Source organism: Mesobacillus sp. LC4, from assembly GCF_053543455.1.
On sequence record NZ_JBGCUB010000001.1, the window covers coordinates 661,026 to 684,830 of the forward strand.

Here is a 23,805-nt window from a genome sequence, read left to right on the forward strand (position 1 = left end):
AGAATTAAATTGACGAAGTAGATTTCTTCAAGGAGATAATAGATATGAGCATACAACAATATTACCAGCACACAGCTTATATAAGTTTAAATGGTTCTATTCTATCAGCGGGTCTTCTTGTGGTGATTCTGGCGTCAAGTCTGCTGTTTTCCTGGAACATACCTCTTACTCTTGTAGCAGTACCATTCTTATTTTTCGTTTTCAGCCACTATAATCGCTATGTTTTGTATAAGAACAAATCAGAAGAGAGCGCGGTAGCATCTCATCATTATGATAATAAACAACTTTTCGAGCAAAACAATCTGCTGATTGGCTTTGCACCTGCCCCGGCAGTGAGGTTACTGTTTTTTACACCTGACGGAATGCTGGCCGGTGAATTAAGAGAATTATCTTCTAAAAGCTACCGCTGGTTTATCCCATATTTTATAGATAAAAGAATCATGAAAAGAATCGGAATCTATGACTCCAAAGGGAATTTAGAAGGCAGCCTGATACAAGAGCGAAATAGGTTTAAGATCCTAAATGCTAATAAAGATGTGATTGGTGTGTTTTATCCGAAAAAAGCGACTAAAGAGACAATTGGCCTTGCTTTCCTGAGCGGCGGCAAAAAAATGAAGGTAGAGAGAATTCCGGGATCGATGCAAGATTTTAAGTTTGTTCAGGAAGACGGTAAAACGGCTGCCAGGCTGCAAAGAGGATGGATGCCATTGGAATGGACAAAGTTTTTCAAAGAAGCCAATACACCCGTACTAACCTTTGACTATTCGATGGGACAAGCAGAACGGCTAGCTGTATTTGCTGCTCTCGCAAGTCGCTATATGTATTATGATCATTAGTTTGAAAATTGTACCATTTTTGAAAGTTTTGTTTATCCTCCACTGCAATAGGTTAACAAATAGATAAAACTAGTAGGAGGTTGAACCATGGAGAGCCAACGATACCAAGATTGTATCCAGGCATGCATCGAATGTATTGAAGCATGTAATGTTTGTTTTGATTCCTGTTTAAAAGAAGAGAATGTAAAAATGATGGCAGAGTGCATCAGAATGGACAGGGAGTGTGCCGAAATCTGCGGTATGGCAGTAACTGCGATGCAAACAAATAGCCACTTCGTTAATAAAATTTGCGGCCTGTGTGCAGAAATTTGTGAAGCCTGCGGCAATGAATGCAAGCAGCATGATCACGACCACTGCCAAAAATGTGCCGAAGCCTGCTTTAAATGTGCGGAAGAATGCAGGAAAATGGCATCCTGAATTGGTGAACCAGCAATCCATGCTGGTTCTTTTTTCTTTGTGTGATGAATTGGGAACGAATGAATGCAGGATGCTGCAATACCCGGAATTCGCTCTGCAAGGTCAAAGAGGTAAAAGCAGGAGCTCTGCATTGCCCGAAAACCGTCCGGGAATCCAAAAACGGTAAAAGCAGGAGCTTTGCATTGTCGGAAATCCACCTGGGAAGATCACAACGGTTAAAAGCAGAAATCAGCCAAAAGAAAAACTCAACCTTAAGACTTTCAATATTGAACAATTCGAGCTTTTATGGCATCTTGTAATATAACGAAGGTTTTTGGGGGCGTAAATATGTTTATTGATTTGATTAAGTGTCATGGATCACATAATGACTTTTTATTAATAGATGAAACGGATCGGAATTATAAACTTGATGATTTCAAAAGGCGTGACCTTGCGCTGGCGCTGTGTGATAGGGCGTCGTCACTAGGGGCGGATGGAATCCTGTTCATCCGTCCAAGCAAGGTTGCAGACGCTCAGTATCGGATATTTAATTCGGATGGTACGGAGGCATCCATGTGCGGCAATGGTCTTCGCTGTGCTGGACGCTATGTCTGCGAGAAGCTGGATGTCGAAGAAGCTGTAATCGAAACGATGAAAGCCAACCTCAAGGTCAAAAAGCATGAAGAAATTTTCAGTGATATTCCAACTTACCAGGTGGAAATCTCTCCGGTAACTTTCGACCTGAAGGATTTACCGTTGAATCTTGACCAGGAAACATTGATTCAGGAAAAGATTCCACAGTTATCGGAGGAATTGACGTTTACAGCTCTTTCAGTGCCTAACCCGCATCTAACGACTGTAGTAAGCAAGGAACAATTGGAATCCAATCTGCAGACAGAATTGAGCGAAAAGGTAAACAATCCTAATGATTTATTTCCTGACGGCGTCAATGTCAGTTTCATAAGGCTTCTTGAAAAGGGAAGCATCTTTGTCAGGACCTTTGAAAGAGGCGTTGGCTATACGAATGCTTGTGGAACAGCGATGTCCGCCTCGACACTTGTCACCTGCCTGATGGGGGAAAATGAACTTGGCCAGCCAATCAATGTCTACAATAATGGCGGGATGGTTCAATGTGCTGTCCATAAGAAAAATGAAACTTATACCATCGACTTGATCGGCAATGCTACTTTTGTTTACTCAGCAGAAATAGATGTTGATTTTTCGAAAGAGGGACTACTTACTGAAATCCTTGAACAAGAGGATTTTAACGAGGAAATCCAGTACAGCAAGCTGCAGGAGCATGCTAGAAAGTATCTAAGCCGCTTTTAAATGAAGAAAATCCTGAGGAGCTCCCTCAGGATTTTTTTGACTTCAGAACATTGAGTACTGGTTCGAAGTTCTGCTCTGCTTTTGCTGCAAAATAAGTGCGGAATGGACAGCCTAACTTTTGAATGCGCTGGATGATCGTTCCTAAATGGAATTCTTCAATATTTAACTTCTCGTTCACTTCTTCCCAGAATAAAGGAGTGGCGACACCAGCATGTGATTTTCCTCGCGCGGAATAGGGACTGACAATCGTTTTGCCTTCAGCATGCTGAATGTAGTCGACATATAATCGGTTACCCCTGTTTTTCTTCAGACGTTCAATCGTAAAGTAATCAGGCTCTTTAGAAACAAGATAGTTCGCGATAAAAGAGGTGAACAGTCTTGTATCATCATAGCTATAACGGTTATCCGGCAGCGGTATATACACCTGAAGACCTTTATTTCCTGAAGTCTTAATAAAGCTGATCAGTTTTAATTCATCCAAAACCTCTTTTATATGAAGCGCAGCCTTGATCGCCAAATGAAAATCTTCCCTTGATGGAGGATCAAGGTCAAAAACAATCTCATCAGGCCCTTTGCTGTTGATGGTCTGGAATGGAATATGAAATTCAATGGCGATTTGATTCCCAAGCCAGAGCAAGGTTTTCATATTATTGCAGACAATATAGTCAATTCCTTCAGATTTTGAAGTTTGGACAAAATCCGGTGCATAATCAGGAACGTTTTTTTGGTAAAAGGCTTCGCCAAACATGCCGTGAGGGTAACGGATCACAGTTAAGAGCCGATTCTCCAGGAATGGAAGCATATAGGGAGAAATCTCCCTTAAATAATGGATATAATCCACCTTTTGAATCGGAGGTTCTTCCCAAATCGGCTTATCTGGATGGGTGATTTCAATATCCGGAGGCAGATTCTTTTGTTGGAAAACGAACTTTTCATAAGTGCAGCTGTCTGGACTTAGATCGAATCGGAACTGATGAAAATGAGGCTCGCGGAGTTGATCCTCGTAAATTTCCAGATACTTTACATCAAGGCAGATGCCTGGTTCTACATAGATGAACTGATTATCTTCACTACTTTTATTTTGCTTGATGATTTGATGGAGGGCGTTTTTTTCCTCGGGTTTGAATCCGAAGATAACCAGTCCGATTTGATGGATTCTTGAATCTTTGTAAACTGAAATATAGAAGTATCCATTGGATTTTTCATATGCCGTCACAAAACAGGAAACATACTTCCAGTTCTTCGATTTAATCCACGTATCCGTTCGTTTTCCTTCTTCCCATTTGCTATTATATTGTTTGGCAATTATGCCCTCGCCATCATATATGACAACTTTCTCCCATATGTCACTCAATTCTCTTTCACTTGGGACAAGCTGGACCAAGGCAGGCTTTTGCTGGTTTGGACTGAGTGGCAGTCCAAGCTCGGAAAACAAGGAATGAAGCTTTAGTCTCCGGTCCTGATAACTTTCAGGTGCAATGTTTTTTCCTTTTATCCTCAAAAGGTCGAAAACCATCAGCCTGCATGGATTCCTTTCCGCTTCGGTTTTGATTTTTTCCTTAGATCGCATTCTTCCCCTAATTTGGATCGCTCCAAAATTCGCTTTATAAGGGTTCTCAAGATATACCAACTCTGAGTCCAATGTCAAAGGCAAATATGGTGCAAACAATTCCATGTTGGCCTCCAGGAACTCCGTCAATTCCGGAAACAGAGGCAGCAGAGGTTTCCCATTGCGACTTGTTAATTCAATTTCTGAATCCCATGTCAGCAAGGCACGAAAGCCATCAAATTTAATCTCATAACGCCATTCATCCCCCTGTGGCGTTTCAAATGCCAGCGTAGGGAGCATTGGTTTAAGCATTTTCCCCATCCTTTCACACCGATTACTATTTATATTGTTCCTGATTCGCTCGATACTAGTACGCTGGGAAATGTTTTAACGAATGATAAAACAATTATTAAGCAAATTAGTAATAAAACGAGAAGGTGGAGAATGCCATGCATACAATCTGGAAAGGGAGCATCAGCTTTGGACTCGTCAACATCCCAATCAAGCTTCATGCTGCGACTGAGGATCGGGACATCAAACTGAGGACCCTTCATAAAGAGTGCCACTCGCCAATAAAATATGAGAAAACCTGTCCCGTGTGTGATGTTGAAGTGAAAAATGAAGACCTTGTGAAAGCTTATGAATACACAAAGGGTAAGTTTGTTGTCCTTGAGGATGAAGATCTAGAGGCTTTAAGGAAAGAAAATGAAGATAAAGCCGTTGAGATTATTGACTTTGTAAAAATGACTGAAATAGACCCGATTTATTTTCAGCGAAGCTACTTCATGTCTCCGAATGAGGGCGGCGGAAAAGCCTATTCTCTTCTCAGGAAGGCCCTACAGGAATCGCAGAAGGTCGGAATTGCCAAAATAATCATTAGAGCAAAAGAGCAACTTGCAGTAGTACGAGTCTATAATAATACACTTGTCATGGAGACCATCCATTTTCCTGATGAAGTAAGAAACACAGTAGATGTCCCAAATGTACCAGCCGAAGACAAAGTAACAGAGAAGGAATTGGAAACCGCCATCATGCTAATTGACCAGCTGACAACAGAGTTTGAACCTGAAAAATATAAGGATGATTATCGCACCGCATTATTGGAGCTTATTGAAGCGAAGCGTACCGGTAAAGAGATGGTCACACCTACAGAAAAAGAGCCAGTTTCCAATGTTACGGACCTTATGGCAGCGCTACAGGCTTCGATCGACCGTACGAAACCAGAAAAGAAGAAAGACACAGCTCCAGCAAAAAAGAAAAAGACCGCTGCGAAACCAAAGGCAAAAGAAAAGAAACAGGCTTAAAAAACATATGCAAACTAAAACCGGCCATCACGATATGGCCGGTTTTAGTTTGCATTATTTTTAGAGGAGATTCATGAACTGAAGCAGAATACTTTAGAGAAAAGGGGGATTTTTTAAATGAGAAAAGTTCTTGTGCTTGGGGGAACTCAGTATTTTGGGAAAAAACTGGTACAAAGGCTCATAGAGAATGGAGATGAAGTGACAGTCGCCACGAGAGGAACTAAAAGCGATCCTTTTGGTGAAAATGTAAAGCGGCTGGTCATTGATCGAGAAAAGAAAGAGACGATGTCCGCAGCATTCGAAGGTAATTATTGGGATCTGGTGTATGATCAATCGTGCTTTTCGCCAATGGAGGCGAGGGACACATCAGAGGCACTCAAGGGGAAGGCAAGCCGCTATATTTTTACTTCTACGCAAGCTGTTTATGACTTTGGCACACTTCATGCAGAAGGTAATTTCAATGCAAATACATATCCCATTGAATACAAAAGCCGCAAGGAATACCCTGGTTACGAGGGCTATAAAGAGGCGAAAAGAGCTTCAGAAGCTGTATTCCATCAACTTGGTTATTTTGACGTTGTTTCTGTCCGGTTTCCAATCGTTGTTTCAGAAGATGATTACACTGAACGGCTTAAATTCCATGTGGATAAAATCCTTTCAGGACAGCCAATCGGTATACCGAATCCTGAGTTGCGGTATAGCTTCATTCACGCTGATGAAGCGGCTGAGTTTTTGTTAGAAATCGGGAAATCAAATTTTGAAGGGGCAATCAATCCTGGGTCGGCAGGGGATATTAGTCTGGGAGAAATGGTTGGTAAGATGGCCTTACTGGCCAGTAAAAAAGCGATCGTGGAGAATAGCACTGATATCGGCACTGTCTCCCCATATGCATTGCCTGGCTCCTGGTCAATCAACACGTCACTTGCATCAGAGCTCGGCTTTCATTTTACCGAACTGAATCAATTATTGGATCAGTTGACGATGTTTTATATTCAGCAGAATGACTCAAAGTAAAGATATAAACCCGGGTGCGATTCTTTTGCATCTGGGTTTTCTTAATTTATAGTAAGGAAATAATAAAAGGTTTTTTGGAATGGGTGTCAAATACTATTAAGAACAGGTAATTCGGGGAGTATGTCGATGAGTTTTTTACAGGGGGCAGACAGATGGAGAAGAAAAGCAAATGGAAACTTATGATTTTACCTGCAAGCCTGTTTTTGCTGGCTTTTGGTTTATATGCAGGCTACTCAATGTGGGAAACAAGGAGTCATCAAGATGCCAGCAGCAGAAGCGGGGCAGAAAACCTTAAAAATGGAGGCGGGAATGTCGCCGTATTCGGTGAAGATACAGAGAAAGAAAACTATACTACGGTTGGCGCCTTCATTCATGAATTTCATACCAAATATAATGATACTCTCGGTTGGGGTCGGATCGATAAAGTTGATTGGGAGGAGCAGAGGGAGATTGCATCAGAAATCATCTCTGTATTGACGACTGTCGAAACAGACAATACAGCACTCCAAGCTGATTTCGCTACGATATCCAGTTACTCAAAAATCATTAAGGAAGGGAAGAAAGAGAAGAAAACCTTACTCCAACTTCACCGTTATTTTCATGACCTTGATATTGAATTCAACGGATATAATGATACGAGCGATTATTTTAATATAACGGAATATAAAGACCCTGATAATGGTTAATCCATTCTCACCAGGGTAACATAACAGTGACTAGCAGGCGAAGGGGTGGATTGATCTGTGAAAATAGTGGTCATTTCAGATACTCATATGCCGAGAAAATCGAAGAGTCTGCCAGATAAACTGCTCGCTGACCTGCAGGATTGCGATTACATCATCCATGCTGGAGATTGGCAGACAGTGGAGCTATATAATGAACTTAAACGATTTGGCCCGGTTATCGGCGTCACTGGTAATGTGGATGGACCAGAACTTAAAAGTCTCCTTAAAACAAAGGACATCCTTCAGGCAGGCAATTTTCATATAGGTGTCGTCCATGGACATGGCAACGGTAAAACAACCGAGAAAAGGGCAATTGAAACATTCACAGCCGATAAGGTGGATTGCATCGTGTTTGGCCATTCACATATCCCAGTTAATAAGGAAGTCGAAGGTATTATTATTTTTAACCCAGGATCACCGACTGACAAAAGAAGACAGAATCAATTCTCTTATGGTATCCTGACTGTCGGAGAAGAAATTGTGGCAAAGCATGTCTTTTTTTAGAAAAATAGATAGGAGTGCAATTCAACAATGAAAACCTTTGAAGTGAAATTTCACGCTGAAGACCAAGTCGAAACGATGAAAGTTCAGAAATTAAGCAGTGAGGATTATGAACAGGCTACTGAAGGCGGCACACGCCATCTGTTTGATTTGGATACGAATATTGGTTTCTTTGTGTTTTTCGACGCAGAAGATAAAGATGGCAAAGAGTATTATTTAATGCTTCAATACGAGGAGCAGAATGAAGAGCCTTCGAATTGTTATGGCTTTCAACTAAAGGATTTCTATGAATTTTCAGCATTATACTTGAATGACCTTGAATTTACTGAAGAACTTAATGAAGAAGAAGGGGAACTCGGACCTGTTCAGCATCTTGCCCATCTGCTTTACCACATCGTTGAGGAAGGCAAGACAGTAGGGGCATAGAAATAAACAAAAAAGAGCAGGAATCTGCTCTTTTTAATTTGTCTCCTCTTCGTTCTCTTCCTCTTCATCAGCTGGCAAGTTTTCCTCACAATATTTTTGTACTTGCACTTCTTCATCTTCCTCAAGTTCGAAGTCTAGAACCTTTTCTGTTTCCTGCTCAATAAAATAGTTTTGCAGGATTTTGGTCTCTTCGCCGTTCACTAAAAAAAGCACCTTTAACAGTAAACCTTTTTCAGTGTATAGCTCGTCCTCTTCGTCAACCTCGATAACTAAAAAATACTCATACCTGCTCCCTGACAGAAGTCCAAATGGATCTTCCAGGAACTCGACAGTATGTCCGGTAATATTCATGAATGCTCATCCTTTTAATTTTGTCCCCTCTATTATATATCGAAAACATCAAAAACAATCAAGAAATTCGCAGTAAACAAAAGAGTGCTGTAAAAGCAGAGCCCTCTTCTAACGCATTTCAAAGAAACATCTTCAATGCCTGATAACCGAAAAATAGGGCAAAGCCAATTAATGATACCCCGGATAATAATGAAATGATCGTAAGTAATTTTGTTGTAAGCAGCTTACGGAAGCTGCTGGATATTGCGGCCATGATGATATCCCAGAGAATGAGGCCGAGGATGATGCCGAAGCTGTAAATGATCAGCTCGCCTGTACCGTATGAGGAAGCAGTCTTGGCAAGGACAGATCCGTAGATTCCTAGCCAAAATAAAATGGTCAGCGGGTTGGAAATGGACATGATAAACCCGGATAAAAAGGACTTGAAACTGGATTCCCCACTTCGGCTATCCATTACGATTTTGCCTGCCCCGATAATAGTCTCTATCCCTGTATACATCAAGACAAAGAATCCGAACAGCCAGAGAAAGGATTGCATAAATGGCGTCTCAAGGTATTTGACCACACCCAGGTAGACAGTCAGCATGTATATAATATCTGCTGTCAGCGCACCAAGACCAAAGAGCCATGCTTGAAAAAAGCCGCTCTTGATCCCCTTGTCCATCTGCGCCGCATTAACAGGGCCAATCGGGGCCGCCAGTGATAATCCGAGGAAAATATAACCTAGGAACACATTCACTTTTATTAATACCTCCAATAGTCAGAACGTAATTGCTTGTACTATTCCTATTCAGACTTTTGGGTGCGTACAACCTATTTTTGTTGAAATAAAATATTTTTTTATGGCGGTCTTAATAATCTTAGAATGAAAAGAATATACTAGTAACTGTTGTGCAGGCAACCTGCTCATGTGTCACTTTTGGTAAAAATAAGAAAGTGTGGTAAAATGGAATAGATATCAACTTTCGGATCATTCATTTATTATAAAAAGTTTCATTTGCCGGCTTTTTATAATAAATGAATTTTTTTATCAATCGAACGATGATAAGGTCTTTTCGGAATTTTGCTGCTTTTAGGTGATCCAGAATAAACCGGATTATAGATGAAAGCCTGCAAGCTGAAAAGGACCATAACTAAACCTATAGGAGCGTGAGGAAATGGCATTTGGAAGAAAACCGCCTGAAGAGATCGTAACCGCTGAAACGAAAATATGGGTATGTACTTCTGATGATTGCAATTGCTGGGTTCGCGACAATTTTAAAAGCAGCAATATCCCCGCTTGCCCAATATGTCAAAGTGATATGGAACAGACGACAAAGGTTCTTGAAGTGGTAAACAACCATAGTCAGAATTTAATTGGATAATGAAGTGGTTAAGGCAGTCTGGATGGGATATCCAGGCTGTTTTTTTGCACAAAAAAAGTGCCCATCGTATAGGCACCTTTTCTGTATGCGGATGAGAGGACTTGAACCTCCACGGTGTTGCCACCACTAGAACCTGAATCTAGCGCGTCTGCCGATTCCGCCACACCCGCGTTTCTATAAGGATTATAGCACAAAAACGATCAATTTCAATCATAAACTTTTCATGCAGCTGAAGAAAGATAGGGTCTTTGGTGCTCATAGCCATTTTTGAAAAAATTGGACAGGTAGTATTAGGATTTCATTTTCTACATACAATGTACAAAGTTTTGTATGTGGGGGACGAGGCCTTGAGTGTCAGTTTACTAGTCAGTTACATATTCCTTGGGTTAACGCTGGCAGCTCCGATTGGACCGGTAAATTCAGCCAGGTTGGATAAGGGGATCAAAAATGGGTTCTGGCATGCCTGGATTGTTGGGACTGGTTCCATGATTGCCGATGCTATTTTTATGCTGTTAATCTATTTGGGTCTTGTCAATTTTTTGGACATGCCGATCATTCAAATATTTCTCTGGTTGTTTGGCGGATTCGTCCTGATTTACTCGGGAATCGAGTGTATGATAAAGGCGAATCAAATCGATCTCGCTTTCAGTCGTGGTAAAGAATCAATGCTCAAATGCTTCCTTACAGGTTTTATCATGTCGATCAGCAGTCCTTTATCCATCCTTTTCTGGCTAGGAATCTATGGTTCTGTTCTTGCAAAAACAGCCAGCAACTATGGAAGGGCAGACTTATTGATTTATAGCAGCATGATCTTTCTTGGGCTTGCATTGTGGGATCTTTTCGTAGCAGCGATAACAAGCGGTTTCAGGAGGTTCCTGAATTATGGTAGCTTGAGGGCTATTTCAATCTTATCAGGCCTTTCATTGCTTGGTTTTGGCGTTTATTTTGGGTATCAGGGTATCAAGGCAGTACTTTTATAGTCATACTACCTAAAAACCTCCTCCGTGGAGGTTTTTTATTTTCTGATAACAATCAAAAACGTTCATAATTGTTTTATATTTGATTATTAATGAATGTTTTTGAAAGAAAATGATTGATTTTTGAAATCGATTACATTATGATGATAATACGAAGCAAATAGGAGGAATGGCTCATGTTAACACCTGAGCGCCACCAGCTCATTTTACAAATGATTAAAGAGAAAACAATAGTGAAAATACAGGAATTAGTTGATGTGACCGAGGCTTCGGAGTCAACCATTCGCCGTGACCTGACCATCCTCGAGGAAGGGAAGTTCCTGAAAAGAGTACATGGCGGAGCAGCCAGGCTGAAGGGGAAACTCCAGGAACCCAGCATGACTGAAAAATCCACCAAATACCTCCAGGAAAAAAGACAAATCGCTCAATATGCAGCAAGTCTAGTGGAGGAAGGGGACAGTATTTACCTAGATGCCGGTTCCACTGTTTTGGAAATGATCAGTTTCCTTCCGGTTAATGGAATCGTCGTAGTGACGAATGGTCTTATGCACTTACCGCAGCTGCTTGAAAGGAATATAGAAACGTATGTGATAGGCGGATATGCCAAGCCGAAAACGAATGCAATTATCGGAAGAGGAGCACTCGCAAGCCTTGAGCAGTATCGTTTCGATAAATGCTTTCTCGGAGTGAATGGCATACACCCTCATTCTGGATATACAACACCAGACCAGGAAGAAGCAATGATCAAGCAGAAAGCGATCTCTTTGTCTCGTGAGTCATTTGTACTTGCAGATGACACAAAGTTCTCTGAGATTACTTTCGCAAAAATAGCAGACCTGCATGAAGCTGCAATCATCACAAATTCCATTGATGAGGCTCATAAAGGACAATATACGAGCAAAACTTCAATAAAGGTTGTGACATCATGATTTACACACTGACTCTTAATCCATCTGTCGATTATATCGTTGAAGCAGATGAAATCCAGCTCGGCAGCTTGAATAGGACCTCAAATGAAACAAAGCTTCCCGGCGGCAAAGGAATCAATGTTTCAAGGGTACTGAGCTCCCTTGGAGTTGAAAGCAAGGCTACAGGTTTTATTGGAGGCTTCACCGGCAGGTATGTCGAGGAGTTTCTTAACAAGGAAGGCGTGCAAACAGGTTTCGTTAACGTTGAGGGTGATACACGGATCAACGTTAAGATCAAGTCTGGATCAGAAACAGAAATAAATGCCCGTGGCCCGGAGATTTCATCACATGCTATCGATTCATTGAAGGAACAGATCATGAAGCTGGGAACTGGCGATTACTTGGTTCTCGCCGGAAGCATTCCAGCCAGCATGCCTGATTCCATTTATGAAGAAGTAGTGCAAATTTGCAGGGACACAGGAGCAGAAATAATCGTGGATGCAGAAGGAGACCTGCTTAAAGAAATCCTTTGTCATAGGCCATTCCTGATCAAGCCGAATCATCATGAATTAGGTCAGTTCTTCAACAAGGAAATCACCGATGCTGATGAAGCCATCTTTTATGGGAAAAAGCTTGTCGAAGCGGGTGCTAAAAATGTCATCGTTTCATTGGCAGAGAAAGGTGCCGTCTTTATCAATGAACATGACGCCTATAAGTCTACTGTGCCTCAAGGCGAAGTCAAGAGTTCAGTAGGTGCCGGAGATTCAATGGTGGCTGGTTTCCTGGCCCAATATCTAAAATCCAGGGACATCAAAGAAGCATTCCGCTATAGTGTTGCATCTGGAAGTGCAACAGCATTTTCAATCGGGTTATGTACACCTGACAAAGTTGAAAAACTTCTTCCAGAAGTAAAAATACTAAACAGCTAGTAAGGGGGAGAAAACATGAGAATCACAGAACTGCTGACTAGAGAGACAATTTTATTATCAATGAGTGCCACATCAAAGCAAGATGCAGTAAATGAGCTTGTTGGAGTGCTTGAGCGGGCTGGGAAAATTACAGACCATAATGCTTTTAAAGAAGCAATTCTAAAACGAGAACAACAAAGTACCACAGGAGTAGGGGATGGAATCGCCATTCCTCACGCGAAAACATCAGTCGTAAAGGAAGCGACAATTGTGTTCGGCAGGTCGGAGGCTGGAATCGATTATGAATCATTAGACGGACAGCCCGCACATCTGTTCTTTATGATTGCAGCACCAGAAGGAGCAAACAATACCCACCTGGAAGCACTCGCGAGACTATCTTCCATTTTGATGAAAGCTGATGCCCGCGAAAAGCTCCTCGGAGCAAAGACTGCTGATGATGTCATTGGGATCATTAACAGCTACGATCAGGATGAAAGCGAAGAGAAGATTGAAAGAAATAATAAAAAATTCATCGTCGCGGTCACTGCCTGTCCTACAGGAATTGCCCATACTTATATGGCCGCAGATTCCTTAAAAGCAAAAGCAGCCGAAATGGGCATAGATATCAAGGTTGAAACGAATGGCTCAGGCGGAGCGAAAAATGTCCTTACGAAAGAAGACATTGAAAACGCCGAAGCAGTCATCATTGCCGCTGACACAAAGGTGGATATGGATCGCTTTGCTGGAAAACCTTTAATTGATGTACCGGTTGCAGATGGAATCCGCAAACCTAAGGACTTGATTGAAAAAGCGGTCAAAAAGGACGCTCCACTCTACAAGGCCTCAGGCAATGCATCGACAGAAAAGAAAGAAAGCCGCGGAGGAGTTTATAAGCATCTGATGAATGGAGTTTCGAACATGCTTCCATTCGTAGTTGGCGGCGGTATCTTAATCGCTATTTCATTCATGTTTGGCTACAATGCCTTTAATCCAGATGATCCTTCTTATCACCCAATCGCCAAGGCATTGATGGACATTGGCGGAGGAAGTGGTGCATTTGGTTTACTGGTGCCGATTCTTGCCGGCTTTATCGCACTAAGTATTGCTGACAGACCAGGTTTTGCACCGGGTATGGTCGGTGGTTTGCTCGCAGCAACTGGAGGCGGTGGATTCCTTGGCGGTTTAGTCGCTGGTTTCCTTGCTGGCTACCTGGTATTGGGTCTGAAGAAATTGTTCGCTGGACTTCCTGCTTCACTTGAAGGGATTAAGACAATTCTCTTGTATCCATTATTCGGTATTGCTTTAACAGGATTCATCATGCTGTTTTTAGTTAACAAACCAGTTGGTGCCTTGAATCAGGCAATCACAGATTGGCTTTCAGGATTGGGAACTGGGAATGCCGTATTGCTCGGTATTGTCCTCGGCTTAATGATGGCATTCGACATGGGTGGACCAGTGAATAAAGCTGCTTACGTTTTCGGAACAGGCTTGCTTGCAAACGGTGTCTATGAGCCAATGGCTGCGATCATGGCAGCTGGTATGGTTCCTCCGCTTGGCATTGCACTGGCAACAACTTTCTTTAAAAATAAATTTTCAAAAGAAGACCAGGATGCAGGAAAGGCAAACTATATTATGGGACTCTCTTTCATCACGGAAGGTGCCATCCCGTTTGCAGCTGCAGACCCACTTCGTGTTATCCCTTCGGTAATGGCTGGATCAGCTGTTGCGGGTGGATTGACCATGATGTTCAACATTGGCCTGAGAGCTCCTCACGGCGGACTATTCGTAGTACCGCTTGTCGAGGGAGGGTGGCTGTTATATCTTGCCGCAATTCTCATCGGTTCAGTTGTCACAGCAATCTTGCTTGGACTATTGAAAAAACCTGTTACAAAATAAAGCTAAGGCCTGCAGTTGAAAGTCTGCAGGCCTTTTTTAATGTATATGAATATTTCCTGTCCTTTGCATATAAGCTTTTATGAAGTGATTTGTGAAGGAGGAAAAGGAATGGAGAGGGATTTCAGGGCTGCTGCCCTTTATGAACACCGGTTTTGGCTTCAGGTTCTTGGTGATCATGGGCGATTCCTGCATGAGGCACTAGCGCCGGTAGAGCAGGAGGAGATCGAAACGGCGAAGTACTTTATTAATACCTTTGACAGGCTTCTGCAAAGGGTGGAAATAACTGACCTCATTCATTTGAGTATGAGAGCGGATGAAGAAGCAAAGAAAATTCGGCAATTCAAGCTAGACCTGATTGAAAAAATGCTGACAGGCAATGTGAAAATCCATTTCGGCCCAACCTTTGTAAACCACATGGTTAATGAGGTAGAGGAATATATCAGAGTTCTCGAGTATTTAAAAAGGGGAGAAGTGCCGCCGGTATTCCATGAATTGCATCACCATACTGTCTGGCTGCTCGATGCGGCAGGTCACGCTGGTGCGATCCAAAGTAATCTTGACCAGGTTGAAAAACGTTTGAAGGCAAAAAGTGAGAAATACATGAAGCATTTTGAGGATTTTTATTTAAAAGCAGTCGAGATGACGGGATACCTGCGAACGAATTTAAGTTCATTTCCAGCTTTGCAAAGAATGAATCATGAGGTATCGCTTGAAATTCAGCTGTTCATGAAGTTTCTTGACGAATTGAAGGAACTCGAGTTGACTGAGCAGGCACTGGGCAGCTTTGCTCCGCTGATGGCTGACCATATGTTCAGGGAAGAGTGCTATTATTTGTCCAAAGTCGCTGAAGCAGCCTCGATGAATAAGCCGGACTGCGATCCAGGGAAGCCTAGACTGAAGACAGAATGAAAGTGGGAGATACTAGATAGAATTCAGTTCGTCTAGTATCTTAGCCCTAATTTTGTCTCAAAATAGAACGGATGTTCTTATTTTGGACAAGGTTATGTTATACTTGAGGAGCAATAGTCAATCTCAAAGTGGACGGCTAGCCCCGGAGGAAAGGGGGTGATGCCTTTGACGGTATTCGAAACCTTCATGGCGATGTTTTCATTTGCCAGTCTAATCCTCGCTATCCTAACGTTAAGCCAAAAAAAATAGACCTCCTTCACTGTATGACAGTGTGAGAGGTCCAGCTGCTTATTTTGCCGTACTTCAAGCGGGAACGGCTATTGCGGAGACTGCTGGTGGGCCAACACCGGCGGTCATTCTTTACTTTTATTTACTATAAGGATACCATACGAGACTGTGATTGTCACGGCCTGAAAGCTGTATGCATGAGATGTTTTGCCATTTGGCAATACTATTGAAGTTGAATGAACCATGCATAGGGAGTGACAGCAGATGCCTAGATGCACATTAGAGTATGGTGATCTCTTTTACGATGAAATCGGTCAGGGAAATCCGATCATCTTTTTACATCCCCCTGGTATGGGGAGGAAGGTATTTCGTTTTCAGAAGCCGTTGAGTGAACGCTATAAGCTTATTTTTCCTGACTTAAGCGGCCACGGGGACTCATCAGCTTGTCAAAAAAACGTTACAATCCAAGGGTATACAGAAGAAGTACTAAAGCTGGCTGATTCGTTAGGCCTGGAAAAAGTAACTTTATGCGGCTATTCCTCCGGGGGCAGCATTGCCCAGGAATTTGCCCTTGTCCACCCGGATCGAACCGAATCGGTGATCCTGTGCGGAGGCTTTGCCGAGGTACAATCGCCTGCCTTGAAGTATGAGCATATATTGGGCATGTATTTTGTGAAAAATTCGCCAAAAACTCTGGCGAAAGTGATTGCAACTGCCCACACATTCGATAAAAACTATAGGAACGAACTGATAGAACATATGTTGAAGACGGATTTGCATACATGGTTCCATTTTTACCATGAATCATTGAATTATTCTTGTATCAGAAGGCTGAAGAACTTGTCAGTCCCGTTATTGCTTATATATGGTGAGCGGGATTTTATCAACCAGCACCTAAGGGCCTATGAGAGAGAGCTGGAGGATCTCCGTACAGCGATCATTCCAAAAGTCTCCCATCAGGTTCCAGTTAAGAAGTGGCAGGAATTCAATAGTGAGGCATATAAATTTTTGGATGTTGTAACAGCGAGGCGTTGAAAAAACGCATTGATTAAATTCAATGCGTTTTACGCTTCTTTTTTATCAGGTTTAATGGCAAGGAAAGTCGCAAGAGCGGCAGCAATGCTCAATACGGTCAGGATAATGAACATGAGTTTATTGGAATTTTTCATCATTAAAGCGATGACAGGCGGTCCTGCTGCAACTCCGATGAATCTCATAGAACTGTATATGGATGTAATGGTCCCGCGTTCCTCTTTTTCAATACTCTCAGTAATCAGTGCGTCAAGTGGAGGCAGGCTTGCACCAATACCGATGCCGGCAACAAGGAACATGGAGATAAGAAACCAAAGTTCCCTTGAAAAACTCAGGAGGGCCACTGCAATTCCGAGCAACACCAAGCTGATGAACGTGATCCACTTCATCAGGACCATGTTTTTCTTGATTACTTTTCCGGTAATAAAAGATGATAGACACAGCGCACCTAAAGGCAAGGCGAGAAACAGGCCTTTTTTCAAATCCTTTATTCCATATTTGTTCTCGAGAATATCCGACAGGTAAAACAACACTCCAAACAATACGAACATCACAATGGCGCCAATGAAGAAGATGGCATAAAGCCAGCGTCCATTTTCGGTGAAAGTCAGTTTGATTTTCTTAAGGAAATCCTTAAAAGGCAAAGGTTTTTCCTTCTTTTTCGGACTTTTCACAAGAAAAACCATCATGATGATCGAAAGGGCACAGAAAACAGGGATTGAAAAGAAAGGGATAAACCAAATGAATCCTGCAAGGAAGGAACCTAAAACCGGGCTGAGAACCTTCCCAAGCGTATTAGCTGTTTCGATTTCCCCTAGCGCCCCGCTTACTTCATCATCGTTTTTGAACATATCTCCAACCAATGGCAAGACGATCGGAAAAGCCCCGGCTGCCCCGACGCCCTGTAAGGCTCTTCCGACTAAGACAATCCAGTATCCGTCGTTCATCTGCCAAGAGGCCCAGCCGGATATCGTTCCGCCGATTCCAGTGATGATCAGGCTGGGAATGATGACTTTTTTTCGGCCAATATGATCCGATAAATACCCTGCTATCGGGATTAAAAATATCGCAACTATTGAGTAGACAGTAATAATAAGACTTGATTGAAAGGCAGAAATACCCATTTTCTTTTCCATGACAGGCAAAACAGGAATCAGCATCGAATTGCCAAGTGTCATTACAAGTGGAATGGATGCGATCGAGACAATTGCCCATTTTTGATTGTTGACATTATCTTTTTTCGTATCTTTTTCATCCGAGGCTCCACCGGATTTAGGAAACAAGCTTTCAATATAATTCATGATTATAACCTGCCTTTGTTCATACTACTTTTATTGTGGACTTAATCCGCTGAAAAAACTGATGTCTTTTTATGGGAAAGATTTTATTGGAGTTTTTATTGTGGACAAGATAAAATATTGAAAAGGCTTGAAGGAGGTTCGGTTTTGGGGCAAATATTGTATTTGAACATCGGGATGCCAGAGGAAATCAATTGGAATGGCAAAAAAGAACTGTCAGCAATCAGGAAAAAAAGGGTGGCACATGCTTTCCTTTCGAAAGATTCATTTAGGGGAGATGGTGTGGCAGCTACAGAATTTCATGGTGGTCCAGACAGAGCTGTCTGTTTTTATCCAGTGGAACATTATTCGAAATGGTCAGCAGAATTCGGAAAGAATCTCGAAGCTCCTACCTTTGGTGAAAATATATCCGCATCCGGTATGACGGAAGCTGACATCTATATAGGTGATACATATAAGCTTGGTGAAGCTGTGATTCAAGTGACGCAGGGCAGGGTGCCTTGTTCGAAAATCTCAAAAAACAACCAAATTGGCCAATTGCTGAAAAGGGTCGTAGATACAGGCTATACCGGCTATTTCTTCCGCGTTCTTCAAGAAGGAATGATCTATGAGGATTCAGAAATTATTTTGTTGGAGAGAAAACAAAATAAGATGTCGATTCTAAGAGCGAATGAAATTTATTTTCACGACCGAAAAAATTATAGCGCCATTGAAGAACTGATGCATATCGATGAGTTGGCAGAAGAGTGGAAGGAAAACCTTGAAAAGCTGTTAAAACAGAAAAATTAAAATATTTTATTTTTTATGTTTGACATTTGTCATTTACCGCTTTAATATAGTGAATAACATATGATTGAGCGATGACGAAGAGTAGTAACTGGATCAGGTACTTCAGAGAGCTGATGGGTGGTGTGAATCAGCGTGACTGTTGCAGCGAATGGACTTCCGAGCTTCCGGACCGAACCCCATAGGGCAGTAGGATCTGGCGAAATGGCCTTATCGTTATAAAAGGCAGGCATTAGGCATTTTATGCTCGATGCTGTTAAGTGAGCTGTTTTACACAGCTAATTAAGGTGGCACCACGGGTCTCTCGTCCTTATTGTAATCAATAAGGATGGGAGGCCCTTTTTGTTCGTTTTATATTAAAAATAATAATATTATGTAAACTCGATGAGCAAGAAGAGTAAGCAGGATGATTTCCGTTGCAGAGAGCCGGGTATGGTGTGAACCGGTACAGAAATACTTGCTGAATGGCCTTGTGAGAGGCAGCCTGAAAGTACAGTAGGGCTGCCCGGATTCCTCCGTTATAAGGATAGGGTATATCGAAAGCTTCTTTTGTTTTCCTGTACCTGAAGAGAGGGAGCCCTAAAGCTCCAATTTGAGGTGGCACCGCGGTCCAATCGTAATCGTCCTCTATACAGCACAATCTTTGTGCATGTATAGGGGACTTTTTTATTTTTTTGGAGGAGGATTCACATGAATGTAAAAGCAGCAGATGTTTGGATTGAGGAAATTGAGGGAGATACATTAACTCCTATATCTGTATTTCAATTGATTTCCGGAAAGAAAAAATTCCTTCTGGAAAGTTCTCATAAGCATAATGACTCAGGGCGATTTTCTTTTATCGGTTGTGATCCAATTTTCGAGCTTTTGAATGAAAAAGGCGTGACGTATCTGGTAAGGAATGGAGTTAAGGATCGATTAACTGACTCATTTTCTGAGGCGCTTAAAAAAATGCTTCCTAAAATAGAACAAAGGCTGGATATTCCTTTTATAGGAGGAGGGGTAGGTTTTGTAAGTTATGACTTCATCCGTGAATATGAAGAAATTGGGCCGCTCAAGGAAGATCCGCTCAAAATGCCAGAAGCGCATTTGATGTTCTTCAATGAAGTCATCGTATTTGATCATCTTAAACAAAAGGTCAACCTGATTGGCATTCCCTTTCCAGGTTACAGCCATGAAGGTCTTGTAAAGAAAATAAAGGAACGTAAAGAAGAACTTAGTTTGTCAGTAAAAAAACAACCTATTAGTCGATTTTCATTATCAGATTTTAAATCATCGCAAAACAGGGAGGAGTTCGAAAAATCGGTCAGGATCGCAAAGAGCCTGATCGAAGATGGAGAAATCTTTCAGGTAGTCCTATCAAGAAGGCTTTCAGCGGATGCAGAAGGGGATCCCTTTTCGTTCTATCGAAAGCTGCGAGTGGAAAATCCTTCGCCATATATGTACTTCATTGATTTTGATGACTATGTTGTTGCCGGTACATCTCCTGAAAGTCTTGTGAAGTACAGGGATGGAACGATGATTACAAATCCGATTGCAGGAACAAGGCCAAGAGGTAAAACAGCTGACGAAGACATAAAACTGGAAATGGAATTAACTAAGGATGAAAAGGAATTAGCCGAACACAAGATGCTCGTCGACCTGTCAAGGAACGATCTAGGTAGGATCTGTGATATTGGCACAGTAAAGGTTGATCGATTCCTGGCTGTTGAGAGGTATCAGTTTGTCATGCATCTCGTATCAGAGGTGAGCGGAATGCTCTTGGCTGATGCCCATCCGATTGACGGATTGGCCGCCTGCCTGCCTGCTGGAACAGTGTCCGGAGCCCCAAAAATCCGGGCGATGCAAATCATCAATGAGCTTGAAGAGGAAAAAAGAGGGGTTTATTCAGGAGCAGTCGGTTACTTCTCTGCTTGTGGAAGCATGGATTTTGCCCTCGCGATCAGGACATTGGTTGTCAAGGATGGGAAAGGATATCTTCAGGCAGGTGCCGGAATTGTATATGACTCTGATCCTTCAAAGGAGTTCGACGAAACCAACCATAAATTAAAAGCATTAAGGGAGGCAGCCAATGATTCTGCTGATTGATAATTACGATTCATTTACCTATAACCTTTACCAGTATCTCAGCGAACTTGGAGCTGAAGTGAAAACGATTCGGAACGATAAAATAACGGTTCAAGAGATCTTACAAATGAACCCTGAAGCTATCGTCCTTTCTCCGGGTCCTGGAAGGCCAGAAGTAGCCGGGATCTGTGTCGAGGTTGTCCAAGAATTAGCGCCATCTATCCCAATTTTGGGTATATGTCTTGGCCATCAGGCGATAGCCCATGCATTTGGCAGTTCGATCATCAAAGCTGGGAAAATCAGGCATGGCAAGGAATCCAAGATCCGACATACAGGTACTTCACTAATGCTCGAGCTGGAGAAACATCCCGAAGTTATGCGATATCACTCTTTAGTGATCGATCGGATGACGCTGAATGAAGATTTTGAGGTGCTGGCTGAAGCGGTTGATGACGAGGAAATCATGGCAATCAAGCATAAACAATTTCCTTTATACGGACTTCAGTTTCACCCCGAATCAATTGGCACGAAGTGTGGAAAGCAGCTGTTATCGAATTTTCTTACCGAAATCAGAGAGGGGATTTTAACTTATGAAACATTATCTTGAAATGCTGGTCGAAGGAAAATCACTGATGGAGCAGGAAATGGAAGAAGCGGTCCAGGAAATTTTCAAACAGGATACAACAGATGCTGAAATCGCATCATTCTTGACTGGACTTAAGTCAAAAGGAGAAAGCGCCGAGGAAGTTTCTGGTTTGGTAAAAGCAATCAGAAAACATGCGCTGAACTTTACGAAAAATATACCGAATGTTCTGGATAATTGCGGCACAGGAGGTGATGGATCCAAAAGCTTCAACATTAGCACTACTTCTGCCTTTGTCATTGCAGGGGCCGGTATTACGGTTGCGAAGCATGGCAACAGAAGCGTATCTAGTAAGACCGGAAGTGCAGATGTCCTCGAGGTGCTTGGTGTCAGTCTTGACCTCACTCCGGAAGCGACAGAAGAAATTCTTGAACGAAATGGAATTGCATTTTTATTTGCACCTCATGTCCATCCAAAATTAAAACAAATCATGAAGGTGAGAAGGGATTTGAAGATCCCGACCATCTTCAATTTAATAGGCCCTCTGACAAATCCAGTTCAACTTGATTACCAATTGCTAGGGATATACCGCAGGGATTTGCTCGACAAGTTTGCTCTTGTGCTGGCAAATCTGAACAGGAAGCGGGCCGTCGTCATTAATGGAGCTGGTGAAATGGATGAAGCGTCTCTTGCTGGTGAGAACGAAATGGTCCTCGTTTCTGAAGGGAATATCAAGCGAATCACACTTAGCCCTGAAGAGGTGAACTTGCCAGTATACGATAATACCAGTATCACGGGTGGAGATGCACGCGATAACGCGGACATATTGCTCCAAGTCCTTCAAGGGAAAAAAGGCGCACACCGAGATACCGTTCTGCTGAACGCTGGTCTTGGAATTTATACCGCCGGGAAGGCGGAATCAATCTTGCAGGGAGTGAATCTGGCAGCGGAAAGCATCGATACCGGCAGGGCACTATCCAAGCTGGAGAATTTAATCAGCATCAGCAATCAAAACAAAAAGGCGGTAGGATAAGATGGGAACAATACTTGATTCAATCATAGAAAGAAAAAAAGTCGAGGTGGAAGAGCTGAGGAAGTCAGCCAGGGAAATGCCTGAAACTTCTTCGAAGCCCCGGTCGCTGCTAAAAGCCTTAAGAGAGGCAAACAATGTCGCGATCATTTCAGAATTCAAGAGGGCTTCACCATCGAAAGGAGATATCAATCTTTCTTTGGATCCTGCACAGCAGGCAGTACTTTATGCCAGAGCAGGTGCATCGGCTATATCGGTATTAACCGATGAAAAAGGCTTTAAAGGAACTTTTACGGATTTGACGAAAGTAAGAGAAGCAGTTAACCTTCCAATTCTGTGCAAGGATTTTATCGTTGATCAAATTCAAATAGACAAGGCCCGTTCTGCAGGAGCAGATGTCATTTTGCTCATCGCATCTGCATTGCCTCTGGAAAAACTTTCAGAGCTATACGAGTATGCCTCTGAAAATGGACTAGAGTGCCTCGTTGAAATCCATGACGAAACAGATCTGGAAAAGGCACTCCATATAAAAGCTGAAATCATAGGAATCAACAATCGAGATTTGAAGTCATTCGAGGTTAATCTGGAAAACACCGAAAGACTAGGACCTCTTGTCAAAAAAGCAGGTGCCATGCTGATCAGCGAAAGCGGCATGAAAACAAGGGACGACATAGTTCGTGCAGCAGCTGCAGGTGCCAGCGGAGTATTGATAGGAGAAACTTTTATGACTTCATCAGATCTCCAAAATACATTCAGCGAGTTCACTGTTCCGGTTGTAGGTGAACAGTATGAAGGTTAAGATTTGCGGCATTAAGACGGTTGAAGCAGCTTGTCAAGCTGTTGAATACGGTGCTGATGCTCTTGGATTTGTATTTGCAGAAAGTAAACGGCAAATATCAGTCCTGAAGGCACAGCAGATTATCGCGAACGTACCCGCACATGTTTGGAAGGTAGGAGTTTTTGTAAACGAGGATGCAGCAACAATAAAACAAATCGCCGAAACTGCCGCCCTTACACATATTCAACTTCATGGTGATGAGGATCCGGATGCCTATCAAGCAATTGGGCTGCCGTTAATAAAGGCAGTTTCGGTTAAGGCACCGGGAGACCTGGAGGGAATTTCAGATATAGCAGCAGATTATATCCTTCTTGACAGTCCTCCAACGGTATACCGGGGAGGAAACGGTTCGAGTTTTGATTGGGATCTGGCAAATGCAATAGGAAAGTCAAACAAAACCGTCATCCTCGCAGGTGGGTTGGATTCTATAAATGTTAGCAAAGCAATCACCAAGGTCAACCCATTGATGGTTGATGTCAGCAGCGGGGTCGAAACAAACGGAGAAAAGGATCCAGTGAAAATAAAAGGATTTATCCATAACGCAAAAAATTGA

At 42.4% G+C, this 23,805-nt stretch carries 27 protein-coding genes, 1 tRNA gene and 2 other annotated features; of the genes, 23 read left to right on the top strand and 5 right to left on the bottom strand.

The features are described 5' to 3' along the window. Positions 1-44: 44 nt before the first annotated feature. The 4 genes from AB5I83_RS03415 to dapF all read left to right on the top strand — a co-directional run bounded on the left by AB5I83_RS03415 (position 45) and on the right by dapF (position 2,561). Positions 45-836 carry a hypothetical protein gene (locus AB5I83_RS03415; RefSeq protein WP_448972815.1) on the top strand — a complete coding sequence of 264 codons (792 nt, stop codon included), beginning with the start codon at positions 45-47 and terminating at the stop codon, positions 834-836. 87 nt (positions 837-923) lie between these two features. Beyond that, positions 924-1,253: a four-helix bundle copper-binding protein gene (locus tag AB5I83_RS03420; protein ID WP_448972817.1), complete on the top strand. Its 330-nt coding sequence runs from the start codon at positions 924-926 to the stop codon at positions 1,251-1,253. Next, on the top strand, positions 1,135-1,419 hold the full coding sequence (locus AB5I83_RS03425) for a hypothetical protein (RefSeq protein WP_448973944.1): 285 nt from the start codon (positions 1,135-1,137) through the stop codon (positions 1,417-1,419). Before AB5I83_RS03420 ends, AB5I83_RS03425 begins: the two co-directional genes overlap by 119 nt. Before the next feature lie 161 nt (positions 1,420-1,580). Then, positions 1,581-2,561, top strand: a complete 981-nt coding sequence (gene dapF / locus AB5I83_RS03430) for a diaminopimelate epimerase (RefSeq protein WP_448972819.1) — start codon at positions 1,581-1,583, stop codon at positions 2,559-2,561. A gap of 25 nt (positions 2,562-2,586) precedes the next feature. Here dapF and AB5I83_RS03435 read toward each other — a convergent pair whose 3' ends face one another. Next, positions 2,587-4,422: a DNA ligase D gene (locus tag AB5I83_RS03435; protein ID WP_448972821.1), complete on the bottom strand. Its 1,836-nt coding sequence runs from the start codon at positions 4,420-4,422 to the stop codon at positions 2,587-2,589. A 137-nt stretch (positions 4,423-4,559) separates the two neighbouring features. Here AB5I83_RS03435 and ku point away from each other — a divergent pair, with 137 nt between their 5' ends. From ku to AB5I83_RS03460, 5 genes are all read left to right on the top strand, one after another. Beyond that, positions 4,560-5,414: a non-homologous end joining protein Ku gene (gene ku / locus AB5I83_RS03440; RefSeq protein WP_448972823.1), complete on the top strand. Its 855-nt coding sequence runs from the start codon at positions 4,560-4,562 to the stop codon at positions 5,412-5,414. 117 nt (positions 5,415-5,531) lie between these two features. Further along, entirely contained in the window at positions 5,532-6,428 is an 897-nt protein-coding gene (locus AB5I83_RS03445; protein WP_448972825.1) for an NAD-dependent epimerase/dehydratase family protein, read from the top strand. Positions 6,429-6,580: 152 nt separating this feature from the next. After that, positions 6,581-7,114 carry a hypothetical protein gene (locus tag AB5I83_RS03450; protein WP_448972827.1) on the top strand — a complete coding sequence of 178 codons (534 nt, stop codon included), beginning with the start codon at positions 6,581-6,583 and terminating at the stop codon, positions 7,112-7,114. 57 nt (positions 7,115-7,171) lie between these two features. Beyond that, complete coding sequence (locus AB5I83_RS03455) at positions 7,172-7,657, top strand: metallophosphoesterase family protein (RefSeq protein WP_448972828.1); 486 nt, start codon at positions 7,172-7,174, stop codon at positions 7,655-7,657. Between the two features lie 27 nt (positions 7,658-7,684). Beyond that, positions 7,685-8,080: a cytosolic protein gene (locus tag AB5I83_RS03460; protein ID WP_226642069.1), complete on the top strand. Its 396-nt coding sequence runs from the start codon at positions 7,685-7,687 to the stop codon at positions 8,078-8,080. 33 nt (positions 8,081-8,113) lie between these two features. On the opposite strand, the gene AB5I83_RS03465 is transcribed toward AB5I83_RS03460, so the two are convergent. Together AB5I83_RS03465 and AB5I83_RS03470 are read right to left on the bottom strand one after the other, a co-directional pair. Then, positions 8,114-8,431, bottom strand: coding sequence for a DUF6509 family protein (locus tag AB5I83_RS03465; RefSeq protein WP_448972830.1), 318 nt, complete (start codon positions 8,429-8,431; stop codon positions 8,114-8,116). Positions 8,432-8,549: 118 nt separating this feature from the next. Further along, a complete protein-coding gene (locus AB5I83_RS03470) occupies positions 8,550-9,170 on the bottom strand; it encodes a LysE family transporter (RefSeq protein WP_448972832.1) in 621 nt (206 codons plus the stop codon). 418 nt (positions 9,171-9,588) lie between these two features. On the opposite strand from AB5I83_RS03470, the gene AB5I83_RS03475 reads away from it, so the two are divergent. Next, entirely contained in the window at positions 9,589-9,795 is a 207-nt protein-coding gene (locus tag AB5I83_RS03475; protein ID WP_448972834.1) for a cold-shock protein, read from the top strand. 86 nt (positions 9,796-9,881) lie between these two features. Here the strand turns inward: AB5I83_RS03475 and AB5I83_RS03480 are convergent. Beyond that, a tRNA-Leu gene (locus tag AB5I83_RS03480) sits at positions 9,882-9,965 on the bottom strand. A 177-nt stretch (positions 9,966-10,142) separates the two neighbouring features. Here AB5I83_RS03480 and AB5I83_RS03485 point away from each other — a divergent pair. The 7 genes from AB5I83_RS03485 to AB5I83_RS03515 all read left to right on the top strand — a co-directional run bounded on the left by AB5I83_RS03485 (position 10,143) and on the right by AB5I83_RS03515 (position 16,656). Next, entirely contained in the window at positions 10,143-10,775 is a 633-nt protein-coding gene (locus AB5I83_RS03485) for a LysE family transporter (protein WP_448972836.1), read from the top strand. 173 nt (positions 10,776-10,948) lie between these two features. Next, positions 10,949-11,701, top strand: coding sequence for a DeoR/GlpR family DNA-binding transcription regulator (locus tag AB5I83_RS03490; RefSeq protein ID WP_448972838.1), 753 nt, complete (start codon positions 10,949-10,951; stop codon positions 11,699-11,701). Beyond that, entirely contained in the window at positions 11,698-12,609 is a 912-nt protein-coding gene (pfkB, locus tag AB5I83_RS03495; RefSeq protein WP_448972839.1) for a 1-phosphofructokinase, read from the top strand. The genes AB5I83_RS03490 and pfkB overlap by 4 nt, the downstream gene beginning before the upstream one ends. 15 nt (positions 12,610-12,624) lie before the next feature. Then, on the top strand, positions 12,625-14,484 hold the full coding sequence (locus AB5I83_RS03500; RefSeq protein ID WP_448972841.1) for a PTS fructose transporter subunit IIABC: 1,860 nt from the start codon (positions 12,625-12,627) through the stop codon (positions 14,482-14,484). Between the two features lie 108 nt (positions 14,485-14,592). Continuing rightward, on the top strand, positions 14,593-15,393 hold the full coding sequence (locus tag AB5I83_RS03505; RefSeq protein WP_448972843.1) for a DUF2935 domain-containing protein: 801 nt from the start codon (positions 14,593-14,595) through the stop codon (positions 15,391-15,393). A 159-nt stretch (positions 15,394-15,552) separates the two neighbouring features. After that, positions 15,553-15,642, top strand: coding sequence for a putative holin-like toxin (locus AB5I83_RS03510; RefSeq protein ID WP_225649917.1), 90 nt, complete (start codon positions 15,553-15,555; stop codon positions 15,640-15,642). Positions 15,643-15,885: 243 nt separating this feature from the next. Next, complete coding sequence (locus AB5I83_RS03515; protein ID WP_448972845.1) at positions 15,886-16,656, top strand: alpha/beta fold hydrolase; 771 nt, start codon at positions 15,886-15,888, stop codon at positions 16,654-16,656. Positions 16,657-16,685: 29 nt separating this feature from the next. Here the strand turns inward: AB5I83_RS03515 and AB5I83_RS03520 are convergent, their stop codons facing one another. Next, positions 16,686-17,954 carry an MFS transporter gene (locus tag AB5I83_RS03520; protein ID WP_167833677.1) on the bottom strand — a complete coding sequence of 423 codons (1,269 nt, stop codon included), beginning with the start codon at positions 17,952-17,954 and terminating at the stop codon, positions 16,686-16,688. Between the two features lie 174 nt (positions 17,955-18,128). Here AB5I83_RS03520 and AB5I83_RS03525 point away from each other — a divergent pair, with 174 nt between their 5' ends. The 6 genes from AB5I83_RS03525 (at position 18,129) to AB5I83_RS03550 (ending at position 23,805) form a co-directional block, all read left to right on the top strand. After that, positions 18,129-18,740 carry an MOSC domain-containing protein gene (locus tag AB5I83_RS03525; RefSeq protein ID WP_448973898.1) on the top strand — a complete coding sequence of 204 codons (612 nt, stop codon included), beginning with the start codon at positions 18,129-18,131 and terminating at the stop codon, positions 18,738-18,740. A gap of 62 nt (positions 18,741-18,802) precedes the next feature. Continuing rightward, positions 18,803-19,052 (top strand) — a binding site (T-box leader). Between the two features lie 60 nt (positions 19,053-19,112). Further along, positions 19,113-19,368: a binding site (T-box leader), on the top strand. A 59-nt stretch (positions 19,369-19,427) separates the two neighbouring features. Continuing rightward, positions 19,428-20,822, top strand: a complete 1,395-nt coding sequence (gene trpE / locus AB5I83_RS03530) for an anthranilate synthase component I (RefSeq protein ID WP_448972847.1) — start codon at positions 19,428-19,430, stop codon at positions 20,820-20,822. Then, positions 20,806-21,408 carry an anthranilate synthase component II gene (locus tag AB5I83_RS03535; protein WP_448972849.1) on the top strand — a complete coding sequence of 201 codons (603 nt, stop codon included), beginning with the start codon at positions 20,806-20,808 and terminating at the stop codon, positions 21,406-21,408. Before trpE ends, AB5I83_RS03535 begins: the two co-directional genes overlap by 17 nt. Continuing rightward, positions 21,392-22,417, top strand: a complete 1,026-nt coding sequence (gene trpD / locus AB5I83_RS03540) for an anthranilate phosphoribosyltransferase (RefSeq protein ID WP_448972851.1) — start codon at positions 21,392-21,394, stop codon at positions 22,415-22,417. Before AB5I83_RS03535 ends, trpD begins: the two co-directional genes overlap by 17 nt. A 1-nt stretch (position 22,418) precedes the next feature. Then, positions 22,419-23,213, top strand: coding sequence for an indole-3-glycerol phosphate synthase TrpC (gene trpC / locus AB5I83_RS03545; RefSeq protein ID WP_448972853.1), 795 nt, complete (start codon positions 22,419-22,421; stop codon positions 23,211-23,213). Continuing rightward, the gene (locus AB5I83_RS03550) at positions 23,203-23,805 is read left to right on the top strand and encodes a phosphoribosylanthranilate isomerase (protein WP_448972854.1); all 603 of its coding nucleotides are present in this window, start codon (positions 23,203-23,205) and stop codon (positions 23,803-23,805) included. The genes trpC and AB5I83_RS03550 overlap by 11 nt, the downstream gene beginning before the upstream one ends.